17 protein-coding genes are annotated in these 18,854 nt (G+C 36.7%); 12 read left to right on the top strand and 5 right to left on the bottom strand.

All coding sequences use genetic code 11. The annotated features are described in order from the left end of the window. Window positions 1-36: 36 nt before the first annotated feature. The 7 genes from HN643_03045 to HN643_03015 all read left to right on the top strand — a co-directional run bounded on the left by HN643_03045 (window position 37) and on the right by HN643_03015 (window position 5,331). Complete coding sequence (locus tag HN643_03045; GenBank protein MBT7500618.1) at window positions 37-915, top strand: hypothetical protein; 879 nt, start codon at window positions 37-39, stop codon at window positions 913-915. A gap of 77 nt (window positions 916-992) precedes the next feature. After that, window positions 993-2,087: a rod shape-determining protein RodA gene (gene rodA / locus HN643_03040; GenBank protein ID MBT7500617.1), complete on the top strand. Its 1,095-nt coding sequence runs from the start codon at window positions 993-995 to the stop codon at window positions 2,085-2,087. Window positions 2,088-2,224: 137 nt separating this feature from the next. Further along, entirely contained in the window at window positions 2,225-2,536 is a 312-nt protein-coding gene (locus HN643_03035; GenBank protein MBT7500616.1) for a hypothetical protein, read from the top strand. 7 nt (window positions 2,537-2,543) lie between these two features. Then, window positions 2,544-3,233, top strand: a complete 690-nt coding sequence (locus HN643_03030; GenBank protein ID MBT7500615.1) for a 50S ribosomal protein L25 — start codon at window positions 2,544-2,546, stop codon at window positions 3,231-3,233. Between the two features lie 62 nt (window positions 3,234-3,295). Next, on the top strand, window positions 3,296-4,369 hold the full coding sequence (locus HN643_03025) for a DUF3048 domain-containing protein (GenBank protein ID MBT7500614.1): 1,074 nt from the start codon (window positions 3,296-3,298) through the stop codon (window positions 4,367-4,369). A 110-nt stretch (window positions 4,370-4,479) separates the two neighbouring features. Continuing rightward, on the top strand, window positions 4,480-5,016 hold the full coding sequence (locus HN643_03020; GenBank protein ID MBT7500613.1) for a hypothetical protein: 537 nt from the start codon (window positions 4,480-4,482) through the stop codon (window positions 5,014-5,016). Between the two features lie 78 nt (window positions 5,017-5,094). Further along, window positions 5,095-5,331: a hypothetical protein gene (locus tag HN643_03015; protein ID MBT7500612.1), complete on the top strand. Its 237-nt coding sequence runs from the start codon at window positions 5,095-5,097 to the stop codon at window positions 5,329-5,331. 127 nt (window positions 5,332-5,458) lie between these two features. Here HN643_03015 and HN643_03010 read toward each other — a convergent pair whose 3' ends face one another. After that, window positions 5,459-6,484 carry a sigma-70 family RNA polymerase sigma factor gene (locus HN643_03010; GenBank protein MBT7500611.1) on the bottom strand — a complete coding sequence of 342 codons (1,026 nt, stop codon included), beginning with the start codon at window positions 6,482-6,484 and terminating at the stop codon, window positions 5,459-5,461. Window positions 6,485-6,581: 97 nt separating this feature from the next. Beyond that, window positions 6,582-7,466: a peptide chain release factor N(5)-glutamine methyltransferase gene (prmC, locus tag HN643_03005; GenBank protein MBT7500610.1), complete on the bottom strand. Its 885-nt coding sequence runs from the start codon at window positions 7,464-7,466 to the stop codon at window positions 6,582-6,584. Between the two features lie 49 nt (window positions 7,467-7,515). Between prmC and HN643_03000 the strand changes: the two genes are divergently transcribed. Next, complete coding sequence (locus HN643_03000) at window positions 7,516-8,541, top strand: hypothetical protein (protein MBT7500609.1); 1,026 nt, start codon at window positions 7,516-7,518, stop codon at window positions 8,539-8,541. A gap of 138 nt (window positions 8,542-8,679) precedes the next feature. Then, on the top strand, window positions 8,680-8,865 hold the full coding sequence (locus HN643_02995; protein MBT7500608.1) for a hypothetical protein: 186 nt from the start codon (window positions 8,680-8,682) through the stop codon (window positions 8,863-8,865). A 46-nt stretch (window positions 8,866-8,911) separates the two neighbouring features. On the opposite strand, the gene HN643_02990 is transcribed toward HN643_02995, so the two are convergent. From HN643_02990 to rpmE, 3 genes are all read right to left on the bottom strand, one after another. Continuing rightward, a complete protein-coding gene (locus HN643_02990) occupies window positions 8,912-9,235 on the bottom strand; it encodes a hypothetical protein (protein ID MBT7500607.1) in 324 nt (107 codons plus the stop codon). A 13-nt stretch (window positions 9,236-9,248) separates the two neighbouring features. Next, window positions 9,249-10,301: a peptide chain release factor 1 gene (gene prfA / locus HN643_02985; protein MBT7500606.1), complete on the bottom strand. Its 1,053-nt coding sequence runs from the start codon at window positions 10,299-10,301 to the stop codon at window positions 9,249-9,251. 166 nt (window positions 10,302-10,467) lie between these two features. Continuing rightward, window positions 10,468-10,743 carry a 50S ribosomal protein L31 gene (gene rpmE, locus HN643_02980; protein ID MBT7500605.1) on the bottom strand — a complete coding sequence of 92 codons (276 nt, stop codon included), beginning with the start codon at window positions 10,741-10,743 and terminating at the stop codon, window positions 10,468-10,470. A 296-nt stretch (window positions 10,744-11,039) separates the two neighbouring features. On the opposite strand from rpmE, the gene HN643_02975 reads away from it, so the two are divergent. The 3 genes from HN643_02975 (at window position 11,040) to HN643_02965 (ending at window position 18,659) form a co-directional block, all read left to right on the top strand. Continuing rightward, the gene (locus HN643_02975) at window positions 11,040-11,360 is read left to right on the top strand and encodes a hypothetical protein (GenBank protein MBT7500604.1); all 321 of its coding nucleotides are present in this window, start codon (window positions 11,040-11,042) and stop codon (window positions 11,358-11,360) included. 129 nt (window positions 11,361-11,489) lie between these two features. Further along, window positions 11,490-12,305, top strand: a complete 816-nt coding sequence (lgt, locus tag HN643_02970) for a prolipoprotein diacylglyceryl transferase (protein MBT7500603.1) — start codon at window positions 11,490-11,492, stop codon at window positions 12,303-12,305. A gap of 225 nt (window positions 12,306-12,530) precedes the next feature. Further along, a complete protein-coding gene (locus tag HN643_02965) occupies window positions 12,531-18,659 on the top strand; it encodes a hypothetical protein (GenBank protein ID MBT7500602.1) in 6,129 nt (2,042 codons plus the stop codon). Window positions 18,660-18,854 lie beyond the last annotated feature (195 nt).

Raw genomic sequence — 18,854 nt, 5'->3', positions numbered from 1 at the left:
GTTCCAGTTTGTGGTATAATATTTTTAGTAAAATGTATGCCAAATAATATTTATAACAATTTATCAGATGATCAGCTCAAGGCTGGTTATTGGTATGTAACGCATCGGGTTTTGCTACGCAAGCTTGGAATTTTTATTTTAGCTATATTAGCTGGCTCCTTGTTAGTTTTTGGTATTAAGGGAATAATTGATTATTATGGTACAGATGCTAGCAGTCGTGAGGCACTTTTAGCTGACATTAGTAAAAATAAATTAAACCAACAACTTTTGGTAGAATTGAATAATCCTTCAGATCTTCAAGTCCTGGAAACGGAGGTAATCAAAACTGGTGAAAATATGTACGATTTGTATACGGAAGTTTATAATCCGAATCAGCGTTGGTATATTGAATCATTTGATTACTATTTTATATTAGGTGATGACGAAAAAACAGAAATAAAAACTGATTTTGTTTTACCAGAACAAACAAAGTACGTGCTCAATTTAGGTTTTAAATCCCAGGGAATCGTCAATTCTGCCAATTTAATAGTTGAAAATGTTAAATGGTTGAAAGTATTTGATTACGAAGAGACCAGAAATAAATTTTTAAATTTTTCATTTGAAAATATTGAAATATTGGCCGCTAAACAGAGTGGGCTAAGTAAAAAAGAAGACATAGCGAATATGCGTTTTGATGTAATTAATAAAAGCGCTTATAACTTTTGGCAGCCGCGATTTGTCGTATTCGTATTGAAGCGTGACAAGGTGATCGCAGTTACTCAAACTATCTTGGATAGTATTAATTCGGGAGAGCAAAAAACAGAAAGTCTAAACATTTTTCAAGCCATTCCTCGTGGTGTCGATTTGAAAATTGTACCTGATATAAATATTCTTAATCCAGATGTTTTCAAGAGTTTTGAGGTTGATCTGCCATAGCCTAAAATGTCCCTATACAAATTTATGATATTTAGCTAAGATGGAGTTAATACTCCATCTTTTAGGAATCCCTAATTATGTTCAAAAGAATCATCCAGGATTTTCAGAAATTTGACTGGCTATTGTGTCTGGGTGTTCTTTTGTTATTTTGTTTAGGTTTGGCAGCAATTTATAGCGTTAGTCTTAGTCAAGAGCAAGCGGATTTTAATGATTTTAATAAACAGATAGTTTTTGGAGTAATAGGTTTTCTTTTACTATTTATTATTAGTTTAATAAACTATTCTAGTTGGTGGGTGCATAGTCGTTTGATTTTTGTAGCAATTTTGTCAATGTTGACTCTGGTATTATTTATAGGAACGACGGTTCGCGGTACTAGGGGTTGGTTTTCAATTGGTGGCTTGGGATTACAACCTGTTGAATTAGCAAAAGTTGCATTAATAATTTTATTGGCTAAATTTTTTAGTAATCGTTTCCAGCGGTTCAATTCCAGTAAGCATGTAATTGTTAGTCTGGGGATATTTTTAGCAATGGCGATTCCGGTCATGTTTCAACCAGATTTAGGGTCTACTTTGATTTTGGCTGGTTGTTGGTTCATTTTGTTAGTTTTAACAGGGGTCGATAAAAAGTATATTGTGGTCTTGTTAATTATAGCTGTTGTGTTTTCTATGTTGTCCTGGGTGTTATTTTTGGAAGATTACCAAAAAGAGAGAATAATGGTTTTTATTAATCCACAGCTTGATCCCTTGGGTGGTGGTTATAATGTATCCCAGTCAATTATCGGTATTGGCTCAGGGCGTTTGTGGGGTCGGGGATTGGGTTTCGGATCGCAGAGTCAGTTGCGTTTTATCCCAGAAGCTCAAACAGATTTTATATTTGCTGTAATTGCTGAAGAGTTGGGGTTGTTTGGGGTATCTTTAGTGTTGGGTCTTTGTGGGTTAATCTTTTATCGTTTGATTAAGATCGCCAAACAAGCACGTAATGATTTTGGCTTATTTATTGTCCTTGGTGTAATGGTTATATTTTTTCTGCATATAATGGTAAATGTTGGAATGAATATGGGGATCATGCCAGTTATGGGAATTTCTTTACCCTTTTTAAGTTATGGAGGCAGTTTTTTGATAGCCTGTTTAATAATGGTTGGCCTTGCTGAAAGTGTTGCTGTTCACCGATAAATAGTTAATTAACACATTTGACAAGATTTTGTTTTTTTGTTACAATCCTGTTTGACTTATAGGGGATTAAAAGCGAGGAGAGTACAGACTTGTATTCGGAAACAGTCCCTAAAATAAAAACAAACTCTTAGTTTTATATGATTTTTGAGCAATTTAAAAATTCTAAATTAATTGCTGAGTGTCCGGTTTGCAAAAAAAAGCAGTTTCCAGCAACAATCAAAATGATTGAGGAAACCGATCAAGGTCAGATGTTACATATTGAATGTAAAAGCTGTCATGGCGCCGTAGTCGTTTTGCTGTCAACATCGGAACAGGGTATTAATTTAGTTGGTGTATTGACGGAGTTAAATTCAGAGGAGATCATAAAATTTATTCATCGTGGCCCATTAGTGTCAGATGATTTACTGGATTTTTATAAAAAATTACAAGCTAAACAATTAATAAAATAATATTAATATGGTATACGAATTAAAAGCTAAAAAAAGAGACCAAAAGGCAGAGGTAAGACCAGAAGGGCAAATTCCAGCTGTTGTTTATGGTCCTGAACTTAAGGAAAATGTTTTGATCCACTTAAGTGCTGTTGACTTTGATAAGCTTTATGAAAAAGCAGGAGAAAGTTCATTAATCAATCTTTCTATTGAAGGAGAAAAAGAGCCGCGAGAAGTTTTAGTAAAAGATGTCAGTTCTGATCCTGTTAAGACAATGTTTTTACATGTTGACTTGTATCAAATTAAGCGTGGTCAAAAATTGGAAATTGAAGCTCAAATTGTGTTGGTTGGCGAAGCCCCAGCAGAAAAGGTTCATAGTGGAATTTTGATTACTAATTTGGACAGCGTAACTATTCGTTGCCTGCCAAGAGATATCGTTTCAGAGGTTAAAGTTGATCTTGGTCTTTTGAAGACTTTTGAAGACAGGATTAAAATTAAAGATTTGAATTTACCAGACACGGTTGAGATTTTGGCTGACCTAGAAGAAGTTGTTGCCTTGGTTGCACCACCAACTGTTGAGGAAAAACCTACAGAAGCTGAGGTTAAGGTTGCAGAGGAACAGGCGGAGGATGCTGAAGAAGGTGATAAAACTGAAGGTGATAGTGCTGAGGAAAAGAGTGAAGGCTCAGACCCTGTAGCTGAAGATAAAAAAGAATAATTTGCTTCGAATATTAAAGTGCTCTATTATAGAAGATAATGGAGCACTTTTAATTTAACAAAATGGATAAGAAATTTAAATTTTATATAACAGGTGTGTTGATTTTAGTAATCGTCGGTTTGGCAGTTACAGGTTTGTTGTATTTACAAAAAGAAAGAAGAAAACAACAGCAAGATCAATCTGAAATTAATGAAATTATTCAGCAAACTTTAGATATTTGTGAAAAAATTAAAAAAATTGATGGTTTGTGTTTTACGGAGGATGAAGAGCCCGGTGTTTATGCGGTGATGATAGAAAATCATGTTGATTCACGTCCACCCAGTGGCTTGGCTGAAGCGAGCCTGGTTTATGAAGCAATTGTAGAGTCGCCAATAACCCGATTTTTAGCAGTTTTTAGTGCTGATAAAGTGATTGAGAAAATTGGCCCTGTCCGTTCCGCCCGACCGTTTTATGTTGATTGGGCTAGAGAGTTCAATGGGCCATATGTGCATGTTGGTGGTAGTAATGAAGCTCTGGATTTAATTAGTAAGGTTTATTCTTTTGATTTGAATGAGTTTTCTTCAGGCCAATATTTTTGGCGTTCTTGGTTGAGGCGCCAGCCACATAATGTATATACTTCTAGTGAATTGATTACCAAAGCCGTGGACAATAAAGGTTGGCAACCTGCCTATGATTTTGAAAGTTGGAAATTTAAACCAGATACAGAATTAGTACAAAGAGGTAAAACAAAAAAGATTACTGTTGATTTTGCCACTAGAGATTTTACGATAGATTGGTATTACGATAGAGAAAACAATAACTACCAACGGTACCAAGCTGGCCAAGAGCACGAAGATAGTGATGGTGCAAAGATTAAAGCAAAAAATATTGCCATTATTTATACCGAAAGTACAGTAATTGATAGTTATGGCCGGCGAAAAACTACGACCATTGGTTCAGCTAAGGCAATAGTTTTTCTAGATGGCCAAGTTATACAGGCGACCTGGAAGCGACCAAATTTAACCTCACGAACTAGATTTTATAATCAATCTGGTCAGGAAATATTATTTAATAGTGGGAAGACTTGGATTGAAGTAGTTCCAGATCATTTTCCTAAAGTTGTAGTGGAGGAGGATCTTGAGCAAATGATTCAGTAGTGAAAATTACTCTAAATAATGCCCCAGCTATAAACGCCAAGTTAACTTGTGGACCGGTTATTGTTTATTAGGAGCTGTTTAGGTCAATTAGTGTAATTGTCTAATTATATATGGAGAAACCTTTTGATACATTCATAAAAATTTTTATTGTGGTGGTAGTCACTTCCGGCCTGATAATTTATGGTTGGAATTTAATGCACGGCAGAAATTTGGCAAAAGCACCACAAATTGATCTTTCAGCTTATGAGGACGGTGGTTTTTATGTTGAAACCTGGAAAAATGATAATGCAGAAGTGGGCGAATATTTATCAAGTTTAATTGAACAGGAAGCAGAGAGACTAAAGAAAGAGAAGGCGGCTGAAGCTATACAGGTAGAACAATTGCAATTTGAAATAGTTACTGGCTATATTTATTTCAAAGATTCGTTAGGATTGTCAAATAAAGAACAAACTGATAAGCTAATAAAAACATTTCTAGAGGATTTTCCTGAATTGAAGGATTTGTCAATTGAAAATTTTCAGAACAACAAAATAATTTCTGATGAAGTGACGTATATTGCCCGAGTTAAATATTCAGATTTGGAAAATATTGATGAAGTCTTAGAAAAGTTAAAAGTAGAATATAGTGATGTGGTTTTGGTAAAGTAGAATTAGATAGTTTTATTGTCAGTCTAACTTTATAAACTTTACAAACTTTTGACTTTATAAACTCAAGAGGAGGACCCATTGAATACAATATTATTGTTCACATGGTTAGTTGGAATTGTCCTTTGTTACACTCATATTGTCAGGTCACAGATAACCAAAGAGTCAAACGTTTTTGTTGATTTGGCAATGGTTTTACTTTGCTTTATTTGGCCAATCGTTCTTGGTGCGGTCATCTTGATTGGTACCTATCTTTGGAGTTTTCTTGATAATGGGCCTCATGTCGAAGATGATTTGCAGGAAAATCAAAAAGTTTAAATTTGAATAACGAATTTTACAAGGTTCGTCTGCCTGCCGGAGCTCAACAGAGCAAAGGCAGTTTTTTTGTCCCAACGGGACCACTTTGTGCTAAATAAAAAAGAGCAAGTCCGGTGCAACTTACTCTTTATGAATCGGAGCCTACTATTTTGCCTACTTCTTCGTGAGAAAGAATTAAATATTGAAGTTCTTTTTTTTCCAATCCGAGAGTTTTTTCTAAAAGTTCATATCCTTTGGCTTCAATCTGGCGTATTCTTTCTCTACTGACTTTGAAAATTTGAGCAAGCTCTTCAAGTGTCATTTCTTCAGCACCATTAATTCCCAGTCGATGTTTAAGAATTACTCCCATTCTGATTTCTAATCTGTAGATATATTGTTCTATCGTGTCAAGAAACTCCTGGCTTTCTGCAAATTTACGGCGCGCTTGAATCATAGTATCAATGTCGGCATAGGAATGAATTGTGTCCGGAAATAAGCTTTCTATTGATGTTGTTTCTTTACTCTCGATAGATTCAAGCTCTACATCAAGTTGAATATTTCGATTGGTTAAGTGGGCTTGTACTTTTTGGACATCTTCAAGTGTGAAATTTTCACTGGCTTGAGTGTCTCTTTTTTTAATTTCAACAAGTACTTCTTCTGGAGTGGGCCATTTTCCATTGCTATCGCGAACGAGCTTGTAGGTTTCCACTTTTACAATTGATATTTTGTCTCGGAAATTATTTGAGACGCGGTAGGGATCTTCATTGGTTTGATCTTGAACCGCTCTTGAAACTGCTTGTCGGATCCACCAGACTGCATAAGTGGGCAATAAAAAGCCTCTTCCGGGGTCAAATTTGTCAATTGCTTTCATTAGACCCAGAACACCTTCTTGGATCAAGTCATCGACTGGCACTCCTTGGTTAGAGTATTTTAAGGCAATTTTGACTACCAGTTTAATATTGTTATAGACAAGTAGATCTCTGATTTTTGTCTTTGCGCGGGGACTCTTTACCAGGTGATAGTTTTTAATCAATCCGATATTGTCAACACTTTTAAAATTGTTCATGTGCTGGCTAAATGGTGCTAGGTACCTATTGATTTCAGAGAAGGTGGAGTTGCTTCGTGGGCTTCCTTTTGATCTACCACGATTACGAAAAGCAGATCTTGGCTTCATTATAGACTCCTTCGTCCTGAAGTTATTAAGCTTGCGCAAATGTACTTCAGGGTCTTTGTGAAATGAACAATTATTTAATTTTACTTAAAATTTTGTATTACGTTAATTCAATCATTAAAGTTCCAGGTTGGACTTTGGTTAATTTTGCTGGACCTAAGTTTTGGTGAATGATTTTTTTGAGTGCAGAGGTTTGCTTTGGACCAAATTCAACTAAAATGAATTTAGGCTTATGTTTAAGCTCTGCCACTTGTTCAAAAAATTCAGCATAATGGTTCAAGCCTTCTTTACCTGAATAAAGAGCAAGTGAAGGCTCAAACTTAAGAGCTTTTTTATCTGAAGAGTTTAAAAGATTTTTGTAATCAGAATCAAGGTAGGGAAGATTGGCTACAATTAAGTCAATTTTTTTGTTTTTAAGTGGTTCAAGCAGATTACCTTGATAAAATTTAATTCTAGATAAGACCTTGTGTTTACGCGCGTTGCGCCTAGCAATTTTCAGTGCCGCGGCCGAAATGTCAGTGGCCATTATCTTAATTGGTGGCGACGCGATTAATCGCGTCTCTACTTCTTTTGCTAACGCCACTGCTATACACCCGGAGCCGGTACCGATTTCCGCGATATTTATTTCTGAGTGTGGAGACGCGATTAATCGCGTCTTTACTTCTTTAAGAGTTTCTTCCACCAGCGACTCTGTCTCCGGCCGCGGCACCAATACATTCTCATCAACGTAAAAGTCTAGTCCAAAAAATTCTTTGTTGTTGGTGAGGTAGGCGATTGGGTAGTGGGAAGATCTCTTTTTGATAAGAGTTAAGAAGCGATTAATCGTGTCTTTACTTACAATTCCTTCAGGATAAGTGTAAAGATATTCCTTTGGTTTATTCAAAACAAAACTTAGAATAACCTCAGCGTCAAGACGTGCAGTTTTAATACTATTCTTTCGTAATTTTGAATTAGCTTCTGTTAATAATTGTTTTATGGTTTTCATATTTTGATGCTTTTATGGTAACATATATATAGATTAATAAAAGTATAGTATGGAAAAATTTAAAGCAAACCAATTTTTACCAGCTGAAGGAAAAGATGGTCCAAAAGAGTCAGAATTGAATTTTAGTAATTTTATCAAAGAAGTAAAAACGTCTGACAGTGTTTTTTGGTTAGATAAGGAATTGTCAATTGAAGAGATCGAAGAACGTAAATGTAGGTTGGAGGAGTTATTAGCAAAAATGGAAAAAGCTAGTCCTGCACAGCGAAAAATTTTAGAGCAGGAGTCTGAACTATCTAGAATACCTAGTATAACGGAGGAAGCTCGAGTATATTTAAATGCTTTGGAAAAGGATCCAGAAACAGAACAAACCGAAGGTGCCGAAAATAAGAATTTAATTTTCGTTAATTCGGCAGGTGAAAAACGAGTTTTGAAAGTTTCGAAGGGGCGTCATGATCAAGATCCAATTTCAATAGTTAAGTTAATGCGCAATATGTGCGCGTTGGAACTATTTGAACGTCAGCAAAAAGAGTTTATGAGTCTACAAGAGGGTGAAATTAATATCAATGTTTTGTTTGATAATATTGTTATTTATCGCGACGCAGAGGGAAATTACAAAAGAATGATTGATCAGCCTTTTGCGAAGGGAGAATCGGTTGGTAGGTTAATGGCAGGAAGGCAAGAATATGATGATTTGCAAAAAGCTTGGAAAAAGTTTTTAGAACAAATTGATCTTCTGCAGGCAACATCAGAGGTCGTCTTGGATATTACGGATTCTACGCAAGGAGCAAAGCCTTCTCGCGGAGATGTTTCTAGAACGGGAAATGTTTTTGTTGAACGGTCAAATGATTCTGATACAGATTATAATTTTCAAATTATTGATATTGACGTTTTTGATGATCCTTTAATGGATACAAAAAAAGAAAAAGGTTTACAGCATAAGTTTTATGCATCTGAGCAGATTAGGAAAAAGGGTTCAATATCGTCGGCAATAAAAGTTTTTTTAACGAATATTTCTCGTGAATTGTATGTTAAGCCGATGCAGGATCATTACATAAAAAAAGAACTGGAAAAATAATTTAGAAAAACAACGGAGATTGCCGTTGTTTTTTGATCGTTCTTGTTGCCTTACGATTTTTGACACAAAACAATTTTAATGTTAATGTCTTAAGTGCTTTAGGTAGTTCATTGTTTAACTCAGCTATGAGGATTAGTAATGACAGAAGAGCAGTGGGAAAGAGTTGCAGATGTGGTTGCCGAAAGATTGAAAAACAAAGAAAAGTTCTTTGATGCCGTAAAATATGGTTTACGTGATTGCGGTATTCGGGATTATGATGATCACGCTAGCTATTATTGCAAGGAGATGGGACGGCGACTGGGTAAACGTAAAAGTAGTAGTTAAACAATTCATACTAGACTCTGCCAAGCGGAGTCTTTTTTGTTAAATTCTAATCATTAATATAACACACCCCACTACTTTTAATATTAGCATAAGCGCATTGTTCATTGCTTAAGCAAGATTTTTGAGTTGCAAATTTTGCGCAGGAATCATTATCGCCTTTTGGTACACAATATTGACTAAACCCGAGAATGCCAAGTGTCCCGGGTGCTGTGTTCGGGAGATTTGTGATTTGATCGCAGGTAGAGTTTTGTGAACATTCTGAACTGGAAAGTTTTTTACATTTAATAGCAGTGGATTTTTTTTGGTTTGCTAGAGTACAGCCGGTTGCAATGAAAAGAGTTACAATAAGGATTGTAATGATTTTTTTCATAATGTATTTATTTTTATTCCTGAAGTTTAAATTCCTCAGCTTTCAATGTTTCAATGATTTTGCCCATGTCACCATCAAGGACGGTTGGTATATTATTCCAATTGGTTTTAATTCGGTGATCCGTAATTCGATCTTGTGGAAAATTGTAAGTGCGTATTTTTTCTGAGCGATCGCCAGATCCAATCTGTTTTTTTCGGTCAGCACCAAGCGCGTCGTGTTGTTTTTGCATCTCGCCTTCGTAAATTTTGGAACGTAGTACTCGCATGGCTTTTATTCTGTTCTGAGCTTGTGATCTTTCGTCTTGGCAAGAAACAACTGTATTGGTTGGTAGGTGGGTGATTCGAACTGCGGAGTTAGTTGTATTTACACTTTGCCCACCAGCACCACCGGAAGCATAAGTGTCAATTTTTAAATCCTTGTCTTCGATTTTTACATCAACTTCTTCAACTTCTGGTAAAACGGCAACAGTAACTGCTGAAGTATGTACGCGGCCCTGCTTTTCAGTTTCTGGTACACGTTGTACTCGGTGTGTACCACGTTCATATTTGAAAGTAGCAAAAACTGATTGTCCTTTAACTTCAAAAATAACTTCTTTGAAGCCACCGATGCCAATTTGATTTGAGGATAAAATATTTACTTTCCAACCTTGGGATTCAGCGTAACGAGAGTACATTCGAAAAAGTTCAGCTGTAAATAAAGCAGATTCGTCTCCACCTGTGCCTGCCCGGATTTCTATGATTACATCCTTTTTGTCGTTAGGGTCTTTGGTGGTTAATTCTTTTTTTAATTGATCTTCGAGTTGGTTAATCTGTGGTTCTAGTTCTTCAATTTCAGCTAGAGCAAATTCTTTTAATTCTCCAGTTTCAGTTTCTGACGTTTCGCGAGCTTGTTTTAGGTCAGAATCAATTTTTTCGAATTTATTTATTAGCTCAATTAAATCTTTTAGTTCGGCGTGTTCACTGCCGATTTTTTTTAATTTGCCCTGATCACAAGTAACTGAAGGATCTTGAAGTTGATCTTCGAGTTCTTTAAATGTTTGTTTAATTTTATCTATTTTTTCTTGCATATTAGAAGGGGAGAAAAAGGGCTAAAGAAGTTTGAGGGGGATGACTTTAGGATTATTAATTTATGTTATCTTTTTTACCTTCTATATCTCCTTGCTCTTCTTGTAATTTAAAAACCGCCCATGTTCGTTTTCATTATAAAACAAAAAGACGGTTTATGAAAGGAAGTTATTTGTCTGCCTTTTTCTTGGCCTCATTCTCTCGTTTAACTTTCTTACCTTTTCTGGTTTCAGCAGTAGTTGCTTGCTTGGCCACTTTTTCTTTGAATTTTTCAACTCTTCGAGCTGAGTCAACTAATTTTTGTTTACCGGTATAAAAAGGGTGACAAAGGTGACATAACTCAATTTTAAGAAGGTCAACAGTTGAACCAACTGTGAATTCATTACCACAAGCACATTTTACTTTAGCACTGGTGTTGTATTTTGGATGAATAGCTTTTTTCATATTTTGTCGCGTAGCGTATAACGCATAGCGCATGTCATTAATTACTTGTGGGAAAATGATAACATATGCCAAAAAAAAATGCAAGGGTTTGGTAAAATAAGCAGTAATTTTTGGCAATTTAGTAATTATGTAGTTTTACAATTTGAAATCCTCTTAATCGCTTAATCTCTTAATTCTCTTTTGTTTTTGCTTCCTGTTTCATGATTTATGCTTTATGATACTGTGGATAATTTAGCGAATTTTTTATTTTAATGTGGTATAATTCAATCAAGAGAATTAACCGTATTTTTTTATTTATGAAAACTAAGAAGTTTTTAAGTGGTTTAGCTTTAGGTGCTTTATTGGGTTCAGCAATAAGTGTTTTTTTTAATCCAAAGTCTGGCAAAAAAAATAGAGATAAATTTAATAAAGTCAGTAAAACCGTAAGCCAGCAATTAATTAAGGAGGTTGCTAAGGCTAAAAAACTGGGTAAAAAGGAGTACGAAACAATTGTTGAGAATATCGTAAAAAAGTATTCCAAGGAAGATTTACTTACTGCTGATGCTTGGGGCGAGATAATGAATGAATTAAAATTACGTTGGACAGATATACAGAAAGAAATAAAAAAGAAAAAATAATTAGAACTTGCCGAGAGGTGAGGTTTAATATATAGCTTTGTTAAAAAAGCGAAAACCCTAAAGAGAAAGAAGAGAGCCTCACAAGAGGCTCTTTTCTTTTGGCTGAAGTTCTACTATAATGGAAGTACTATGTTTAATTTTTTACATACTTATCATCCAGAACCAACTGTTTTTAGTTTTGGGCCACTCCAAGTGCATTGGTATGGTTTGTTGATGGTGATCGGTGGGCTCCTGGGTTTTGCCTTGATTCTAAAGTTAGCTGATCACTACAAGTTAAATAAAAAGTTTTTTCATAATCTTTTAATTTACTGGGTGGTTGGGGCAGTTTTGGGTGCTCGAATTTATTACGTGATTTATGCTTGGGAATTGTACCGTGGTGACTGGGGGAGCGTGTTTCATGTTTGGCAAGGTGGTTTAGCTATTCACGGGATTATGCTAGGAGGGTTTGTCACAACCTATGTTTATGCCAAGTTGAAAAAAAGAGATTTTTGGTTAGTTGCGGATTTGATTGCGGTTGGATTAGTTGCAGCCCAGGTCATTGGAAGAGTTGGTAATTACTTTAATCAAGAAATTTTTGGCCGGCCGACCGATGCAGCGTGGGGGATTCCTATTGATTTAGTTAATCGTCCAGTCGGATTTTTTGAATTTGAATTTTTTCACCCAACGTTTCTGTATGAGAGTTTCGGTAATCTAATTATATTGGGAGTTCTATTGGGGCTTACGTATTGGAGATTTAAGCGAAAAACTTTGCAGGCGGGTAATATATTCTTGGTGTATTTGTTGCTTTACTCAGTTCAACGAATAATTTTGGAGTTTTACCGGTTAGACTTTAGTCCAATTGTGTTTGGCTTACGTTGGGCACAGCTGTTGAGTTTTGTTGTAGTTTTTGTTTGCTTAAGCGTTTTTGTTTATCGGGGAATAAGGGGTTTTCTGAGGAGAAAATAAAGCAATTGTTCAGGCGAATTGATCTTGTTTATTTAAGGTTAATTATTTAAATATAATGTGGATAAATCCACATTTTTTGTTTGTTTAAATGTCTTGAAAATGGTATAATTTAGCTAATATATAGTATGAAGGAACTAGACATGTTTTGTTTACAAATTTAGCGTCTAGTATTTTTTACGATACAAAAATTGTCGTGACACGTTTTGATTTAAAAGTGAATTTTCAATGAAGGGATTAAACAAAAATTTTATTTGTAAAACTATTGGACTATGGATCTTAGTATTAGTTCCGATATTTTTGATTTCCTATATTGCTCTGGCACATTCCTGGACAAATACGACTGTTGATACTACTAATCTTTGGCATACTTCTTTGGATTATGATAGTAGTGGTAATCCGGGTATTGCTTATGCTCGCAATACGGGAGGGTCAGGTTTTGATTTGTATTATGTTTATTACAATGGAAGTAGTTGGGGTACTCCTATTCAGGTGGATACGGCTAAGGCGTTGGGCGTTTCCTTGAAGTTTGATACTTCGGACAATCCGCGGATTGCTTTTTATAATTTTTATAGTGGAGACTTAGAGTATGCTATATATACAGGTTCAGGGTCTGAATCAACTTGTACTCACAATAATTGGGCTTGTACAACAATTGATAGTACTAATACAGTAGGGCTTTTTCCAAGTATGGATCTGAATGATTCTAATAATCCTGGTATTCTCTATAAATATAGCAATACTGCTGATCTGCGGTATGCCTGGTATGTTGGTGGTGGTGGTGGTAGTGGGTGCGCCTCATCTGATTGGTCTTGTGAAGATGTCTACACCACTAATAATATTGGTAATGATAATGTTTTGAAGTTTGATAGTAACAATGTCCCACATATTGTTAGTAATGACATTAATGACAAAAAGCTTATTTATGGAAAACGTGATGGTGGTGCTAGTTGTGACGCCGCAGGTGCCAATGACTCAGACTGGACCTGTTATGCTGTTGATGATATTGCTACCGGAGTTATATATCATGAAAATATTGGAATGGATATTGATAGTAACGATAAGGTTGGTATTGCTTACCCTCTTTCAGATGATTTGTATTATGCCTATCAGTCAGCGGGTTCTGGCTGTGATAATGCCGGCTGGACTTGTACGCAGATTCATACAGGAACTTATACGGTTCAGGATTGGGTAAGTCTTCTTTTTGACGGAACAATTCCTCAAGTTGCGTTTTATGACGAGACAGCAAATGACCTTGTTTTTGGTGATAATAATGGTAGTTGGTCATTTGAAACGGTTGATACTACTGACAATACTGGGGAATATGTGAGTATTGCTAGAAGTGGTTCTTTAACGGGGATTTCCTACCAAGATATTACGGCGACGGATTTGAATTATTCTTCGGCAACAATTTCGTATAATTCAAATCCTACTGTTAGTGTGAATAGCGCTACCCAGAAAACGGACGGTTCCGGGGATGTGACGATTTCAATTGAAGTGGATGATGCTGATGATGATGACACTAAAGTAAAAATTCAATATGAATCTGATAGTGATGGGGCTTGTGATGGTCCGTGGTCAGCGGCTACAATATTAGGTTCGGCTGCAACGGCTGATTTTGATGATAGCGGTGGCGCTCCGGATATTGCAGGTGGTGCTTATCAAATAGGTGCGACTGCAACCACTCGGACTCGGGTAATAACTTCATCAGGCTCTAATTCGGTAAGTTTTGATTGGGATTCTGATACTGATTTGGCTTCTGCTAACGGCACTAATTGTATTAATGTTACTGTTAATGATGATACATCTGATGGAACTGCGGCAAATCAGACAATGACCTTAGACAATGTTGATCCAACTGGATTATTTGCTTTCGCCTGGGATTCATCTACTACAACTACCCAGACTGTAGATTGGACAATAGCAACTGAAACTAATTTTAATCATTATGAAATTTGGTATAGCATATTCCAAGCTGATGCTGAAGGACGAAGTGGGGGTGCTGTTGAATGGGATAATGGTGATGATGTAGCTTTGGCAACTCGGACAACCACGACAACAACAATAACTGGATTATCAGTGAATGAAAAATATTATTTTGATATTTGGGCAGTTGATGATTATGGTAATGAGCAAAGTGTGGCTTCAATTTTTAAATATACTCTTGCTAATGCTCCGTCATCGCCAACCGTTACTGGCCTTACAACTACTCAAATTCAGGTGGCTGTTACTGCTGGCGATGGCAATCCTTCGACAACTGAATATGCGATCCAAGAAACGGTGTCGGGAGAATATCTTAAGGGTGATGGAAGTCTGGAGGCGGCAGAAACTTATCAAACAGCGTCTGCCTGGGGAACAGTTACAATGACAGGTCTTACCTCAAATACGCGATATGGTTTCAAAGTCAAAGCTAGAAATGGAGATAATACGGAAACCGCTTTTGGTTCAACTGTGACTGAATATACTCATGCTAGTACAGTTACCAGTTTCACGGTGGCCGAGGCAACTGACAAGGATGACTATGTAATGACTTTAACTTGGAGTGTTCCAAGCCCTACTCCAAGTGGTATGGCTATTGCACAAGATACCGGTTGTGATGCTACTTATGATACAGTTTTGTATAACAATGCTTCAGTGATGGCAACCTCACCATATTCGGTCACTGGACTATCTGCGGGAACTTGTTATCAGTTTAGAACATCTTCATACGATGGGGATGGTGATAATAACTTGGCGGACGGAGCAGCTAGTAGTCAGGATACAACTGGTCCTGCTCAGCCAACAGGACTTACAAACAGTGCAGCAGATGCAGATTCAATTACTTGGGATTGGAATGATGTAACCGGGGCAACTGATTATGATGTTTATCGTTCTTCGGATGATGTTCGTCTTGCTACTGTTGGTTCAGCTACCAGTCAATATCAGTTAAGTTCATTGGATGCTAATACTCAATATACAGTTTATGTTCGTGCTACCAATGCACAAGGGGCTGGTATTGGATCAAGTCCTGCCAGTGCCTATACTGATGCAGATGCACCAACTAGCTTAACTCACAGTGCTAATACGACGGCTTCTATCACTTGGGGCTGGAGTAGTGGCGGTGCACAGAATTCATATTATGCTAGTACTGCTACACCGGCAGATAATAGTGGTTGGGTTTCCGCTAATGGTTGGGTTCAGAGCGGGTTGTCCGCAAATGCAGCGATTGAAGTTAGTGTTAAAGCTAAAAACGAAGAAGGAACTGAAACATCACCTTCAACTTATACCGCATATACTTCACAGAACATACCGATTGGTATTACTAAAAGTGATTTGTCAACAACTTCATTGACTATCATTGCTGACGGAACTTTGGGTAATTTGACTGAAGGAAGTTCTGGCTTGTATTTTACAAATACTACGGCTAGTACAAATTCTGGTTGGATCCAGACTAATAGTTGGGCAAATTCTAGTTTAAGTGCTAATACTCAATATTCATATACAGTCAAAGCGAGAAATGGTGACAGTGATGAAACTTCTACTACAGTAGACTCTTCATCGACCATATTTTACACAGCGCAAAATACACCAAGCGGTATTAGTTCTAGTAATATTTTGATTGATAGTATAACTTTGTCTGCGACAGGAACTTTTGATAATTTAACTTCAGATAGTTCTGGTTTGTATTTTGAAAATGTTACAGCGGGAACAAATTCAGGTTGGGTACAAACAAACTCATGGGTAGAAACTGGATTAAGCGAATCTACAACTTATCAGTATCGAGTTAAAACTAGGAATGGTGATGGAGTAGAGACTTCCTTTTCTAGTGGTACTAATGTTATAACTTTGGGGGCTCGATCAGGTGGAGGTGGTGATCCAGCACCGATACCTATACCAATACCAGATCCGGATCCAGAAATAGATCCCCCCGTCTTAAGCGAACCAGCTGATGGAATGGTCACCAATAATAATAAACCATATGTAATCGGATCTTCTACCGAGGGTTTAATGACAGTAGATGTTTATGTTGATGATATAGAAGTTCATTCATTTGTTTCTCAACCGGATAAGAATTTTGTTTGGCAAATAAGTGATCCATTAGCTGATGGATTGCATTCAATCAAAGTTGCCAATGAAGATGTTTATTCAGATATCCATAGTATTTTAGTTGACACCAGTCCGCCAGATGCACCGTCAATTACTTTGATGTCAATTATTGTAGGAGCGGAAGTTGATAATAAAATTGGAGCGGATGTTACTATTTCGGGAAAAATTAAAGCTGACACAAAACAAATTTTAATATATTTGGATGATACGATTTTGATTGACACAATCGTAGTTGATTCTGAAAAATGGAGCTATTCATTTGAAGATAGCTATTATCCTGGTGAACATAAAGTTTCGGTTAAGGCGATTGATGAAGCTAAAAATCTTTCAGATGAACCAACCGAAGAGTCATTTTTATTAGTTTCTTCACAACCACCAGTTGATGAACCCGTTGACGAACCAGTTGACGAACCAGTCGATGAGCCTGTCGACGAGCCAGTTGATGAACCAGTCGATGAGCCTGTCGACGAGCCAGTTGACGAGCCAGTTGATGAGCCAGTTGATGAGCCAGTCGATGAGCCAGTTGACGAACCAGTTGATAAACCAGTTGACGATCCAGTCGTTCCTCCGGTTATTCCTCCTATAAAACCAGTTATTCCACCAGTAGCGCCACTAGTTGTACCACCAGTAATTCCAGAAGCAGACGGAGGACAAGCTGATGATTCGCAACCAGGAGATGATGGTCAGCCTGGTGATAATGACGATCAAGGGCCAGGAGCTCCAGTAGTTCCTTTGCCGGTAGTACCAAATGCAGGTGACGACGGAGGAGTGCCGGTTGTTGATGACTGGCAAGGTCCGATTGTTAAAGACGATATTATTGATGTGGTTGTTGGTCAAAGTCATGTTCCGGATAATATTAAATTGGATCCTGAGTTGATTGAAATTTATGAAGATATTGATGCAAAAAATTCTTGGGATAAAACTGAACAAGAAATTAAATTTGAAATAATATATGAAACTGAAAAGTTAATGGATGGCAAAGTTGTGCAAAGTACAACAAAAGGAATTGCTAAAGTTATTAGTGTGATTACTCGCGTTGATGTAGTAAAAGCGCAACAGGAAGTTGAAAAATCAGTTAAGGCGGTAGTTAGAACGACCAAAATTGTTCAGAAAGCGACCGTTGATAATCCAGCTTTGGAAAAAGCTAATGAGACAGTGAAAACTCCAGCAGCAGCTACAGTAACTGCAACTTCCGTAGCTTCACTGGCTACAGTTGGTGCAACTGGCGCTAGTGGTGCAGGTGTCTTAACATATTTACAGTTTTTATTCACTCAGCCGTTATTACTTCTAACTAAAAAAAGACGTAAAGGCTGGGGAATTGTTTATGACGCAGCTAGTAAAAAGCCAGTTGATTTAGCAGTGGTTCGAGTTTACAATGCGGAAACCAAGAAATTGGTACGAACTAAAGTAACTGACAAGGCTGGTCGTTATGAATTTATTTTGAAGCCAGGTAAATATTATATTGAAGTTCAGAAAAAAGATTACAAGTTTCCATGTAAAATATTAGATAAGGTAACCACTGATGGACATTTTGAAGATGTGTATTATGGAGAAGTGATTGAAGTTCAAGAGCGTGATGCCGTATCTATGCCGATTGCTCTGGATCCGATTAAATTAGCCCAAAAAGGTGAAAAAGTGATGAAGTTGTTTTGGTTCAAAAAGACACAAACACTGTTTACTTTGATTGCACCAGTGGCGGCTATTGTTTCATTTATTATTAATCCAACTTTGAAATTTGGCTTACTTATTGTCGGGCAAGTTGCCTTGTATTTCTTGTTCAGTCGTCTGGCTAAAGGTGATAAACCTAAGAGTTGGGGAATTGTGCGTGATTTGGAGAATAAAAAAACGTTAAGTAGAACTATTGTTAGAGTGTTTGAAACAAAGTTTAATAAATTATTAGATACCCAGGTTACAGATGGTAAGGGTCGATATGCTTTCTTGGTAGGTAATCAGGAATATTATGTTACTGCTGAAAAGCCAGGCTATTATCAGAAGAGAAGTGAAGTGTTTAATTTGGAGAAAGAAGAGACTGGTTATTTAACGGAAGATTTCAAGTTAAGGTCGCATAAGCTGGGCAAGGGAATTGAACAAGCTCAGAAAAAAGATCAGCAAGTTACTTTGCGTACTGGACTAGGACAACAAAAGGAAAAAATGATTCAAGGTATAAAACGAGTTATTCGCCGTGACGAAGAGAAGTTTAAGGGTGAAATTAAAGATGTTGATCTTGATCAAATGCATGAAGATTATTATGATGTAGATAGTTTGAAATAGGTCTGAGCAAAAAGTTTTTTCAAGTGAGAATTATATAACAAAAAGTGTGGATAAAAACACACTTTTTGTTGTTTAAAGAACTTGAAAATGGTATAATTTAGCTAATAAATAGTATGAAAAAACTAGACAGGTTTTGTATTAGCAATTAGCGTCTGGTATTTTTTGCGGTAGAAAAATCATCGCGAATAGTTTTGA

Source organism: Candidatus Falkowbacteria bacterium (genome assembly GCA_018674305.1).
GTDB lineage: Bacteria > Patescibacteriota > Patescibacteriia > UBA11705 > JABHMO01 > JABMRF01.
Note: the sequence above shows the minus strand (reverse complement) of the source record. Positions and strands in the feature narration are given on the sequence as shown.

Bases quoted from the DNA above. Each gene is read 5' to 3' on its own strand.
- HN643_03045 (MBT7500618.1), top strand. From the start codon at position 37: ATGCCAAATAATATTTATAACAATTTATCAGATGATCAGCTCAAGGCT.
- HN643_03030 (MBT7500615.1), top strand. From the start codon at position 2,544: ATGGTATACGAATTAAAAGCTAAAAAAAGAGACCAAAAGGCAGAGGTA.
- HN643_03035 (MBT7500616.1), top strand. From the start codon at position 2,225: ATGATTTTTGAGCAATTTAAAAATTCTAAATTAATTGCTGAGTGTCCG.
- rpmE (MBT7500605.1), bottom strand. From the start codon at position 10,743: ATGAAAAAAGCTATTCATCCAAAATACAACACCAGTGCTAAAGTAAAA.
- HN643_03025 (MBT7500614.1), top strand. From the start codon at position 3,296: ATGGATAAGAAATTTAAATTTTATATAACAGGTGTGTTGATTTTAGTA.
- lgt (MBT7500603.1), top strand. From the start codon at position 11,490: ATGTTTAATTTTTTACATACTTATCATCCAGAACCAACTGTTTTTAGT.
- HN643_02965 (MBT7500602.1), top strand. From the start codon at position 12,531: ATGAAGGGATTAAACAAAAATTTTATTTGTAAAACTATTGGACTATGG.
- HN643_02990 (MBT7500607.1), bottom strand. From the start codon at position 9,235: ATGAAAAAAATCATTACAATCCTTATTGTAACTCTTTTCATTGCAACC.
- HN643_03020 (MBT7500613.1), top strand. From the start codon at position 4,480: ATGGAGAAACCTTTTGATACATTCATAAAAATTTTTATTGTGGTGGTA.
- HN643_03010 (MBT7500611.1), bottom strand. From the start codon at position 6,484: ATGAAGCCAAGATCTGCTTTTCGTAATCGTGGTAGATCAAAAGGAAGC.
- HN643_03000 (MBT7500609.1), top strand. From the start codon at position 7,516: ATGGAAAAATTTAAAGCAAACCAATTTTTACCAGCTGAAGGAAAAGAT.
- HN643_02995 (MBT7500608.1), top strand. From the start codon at position 8,680: ATGACAGAAGAGCAGTGGGAAAGAGTTGCAGATGTGGTTGCCGAAAGA.
- prfA (MBT7500606.1), bottom strand. From the start codon at position 10,301: ATGCAAGAAAAAATAGATAAAATTAAACAAACATTTAAAGAACTCGAA.
- HN643_02975 (MBT7500604.1), top strand. From the start codon at position 11,040: ATGAAAACTAAGAAGTTTTTAAGTGGTTTAGCTTTAGGTGCTTTATTG.
- rodA (MBT7500617.1), top strand. From the start codon at position 993: ATGTTCAAAAGAATCATCCAGGATTTTCAGAAATTTGACTGGCTATTG.
- prmC (MBT7500610.1), bottom strand. From the start codon at position 7,466: ATGAAAACCATAAAACAATTATTAACAGAAGCTAATTCAAAATTACGA.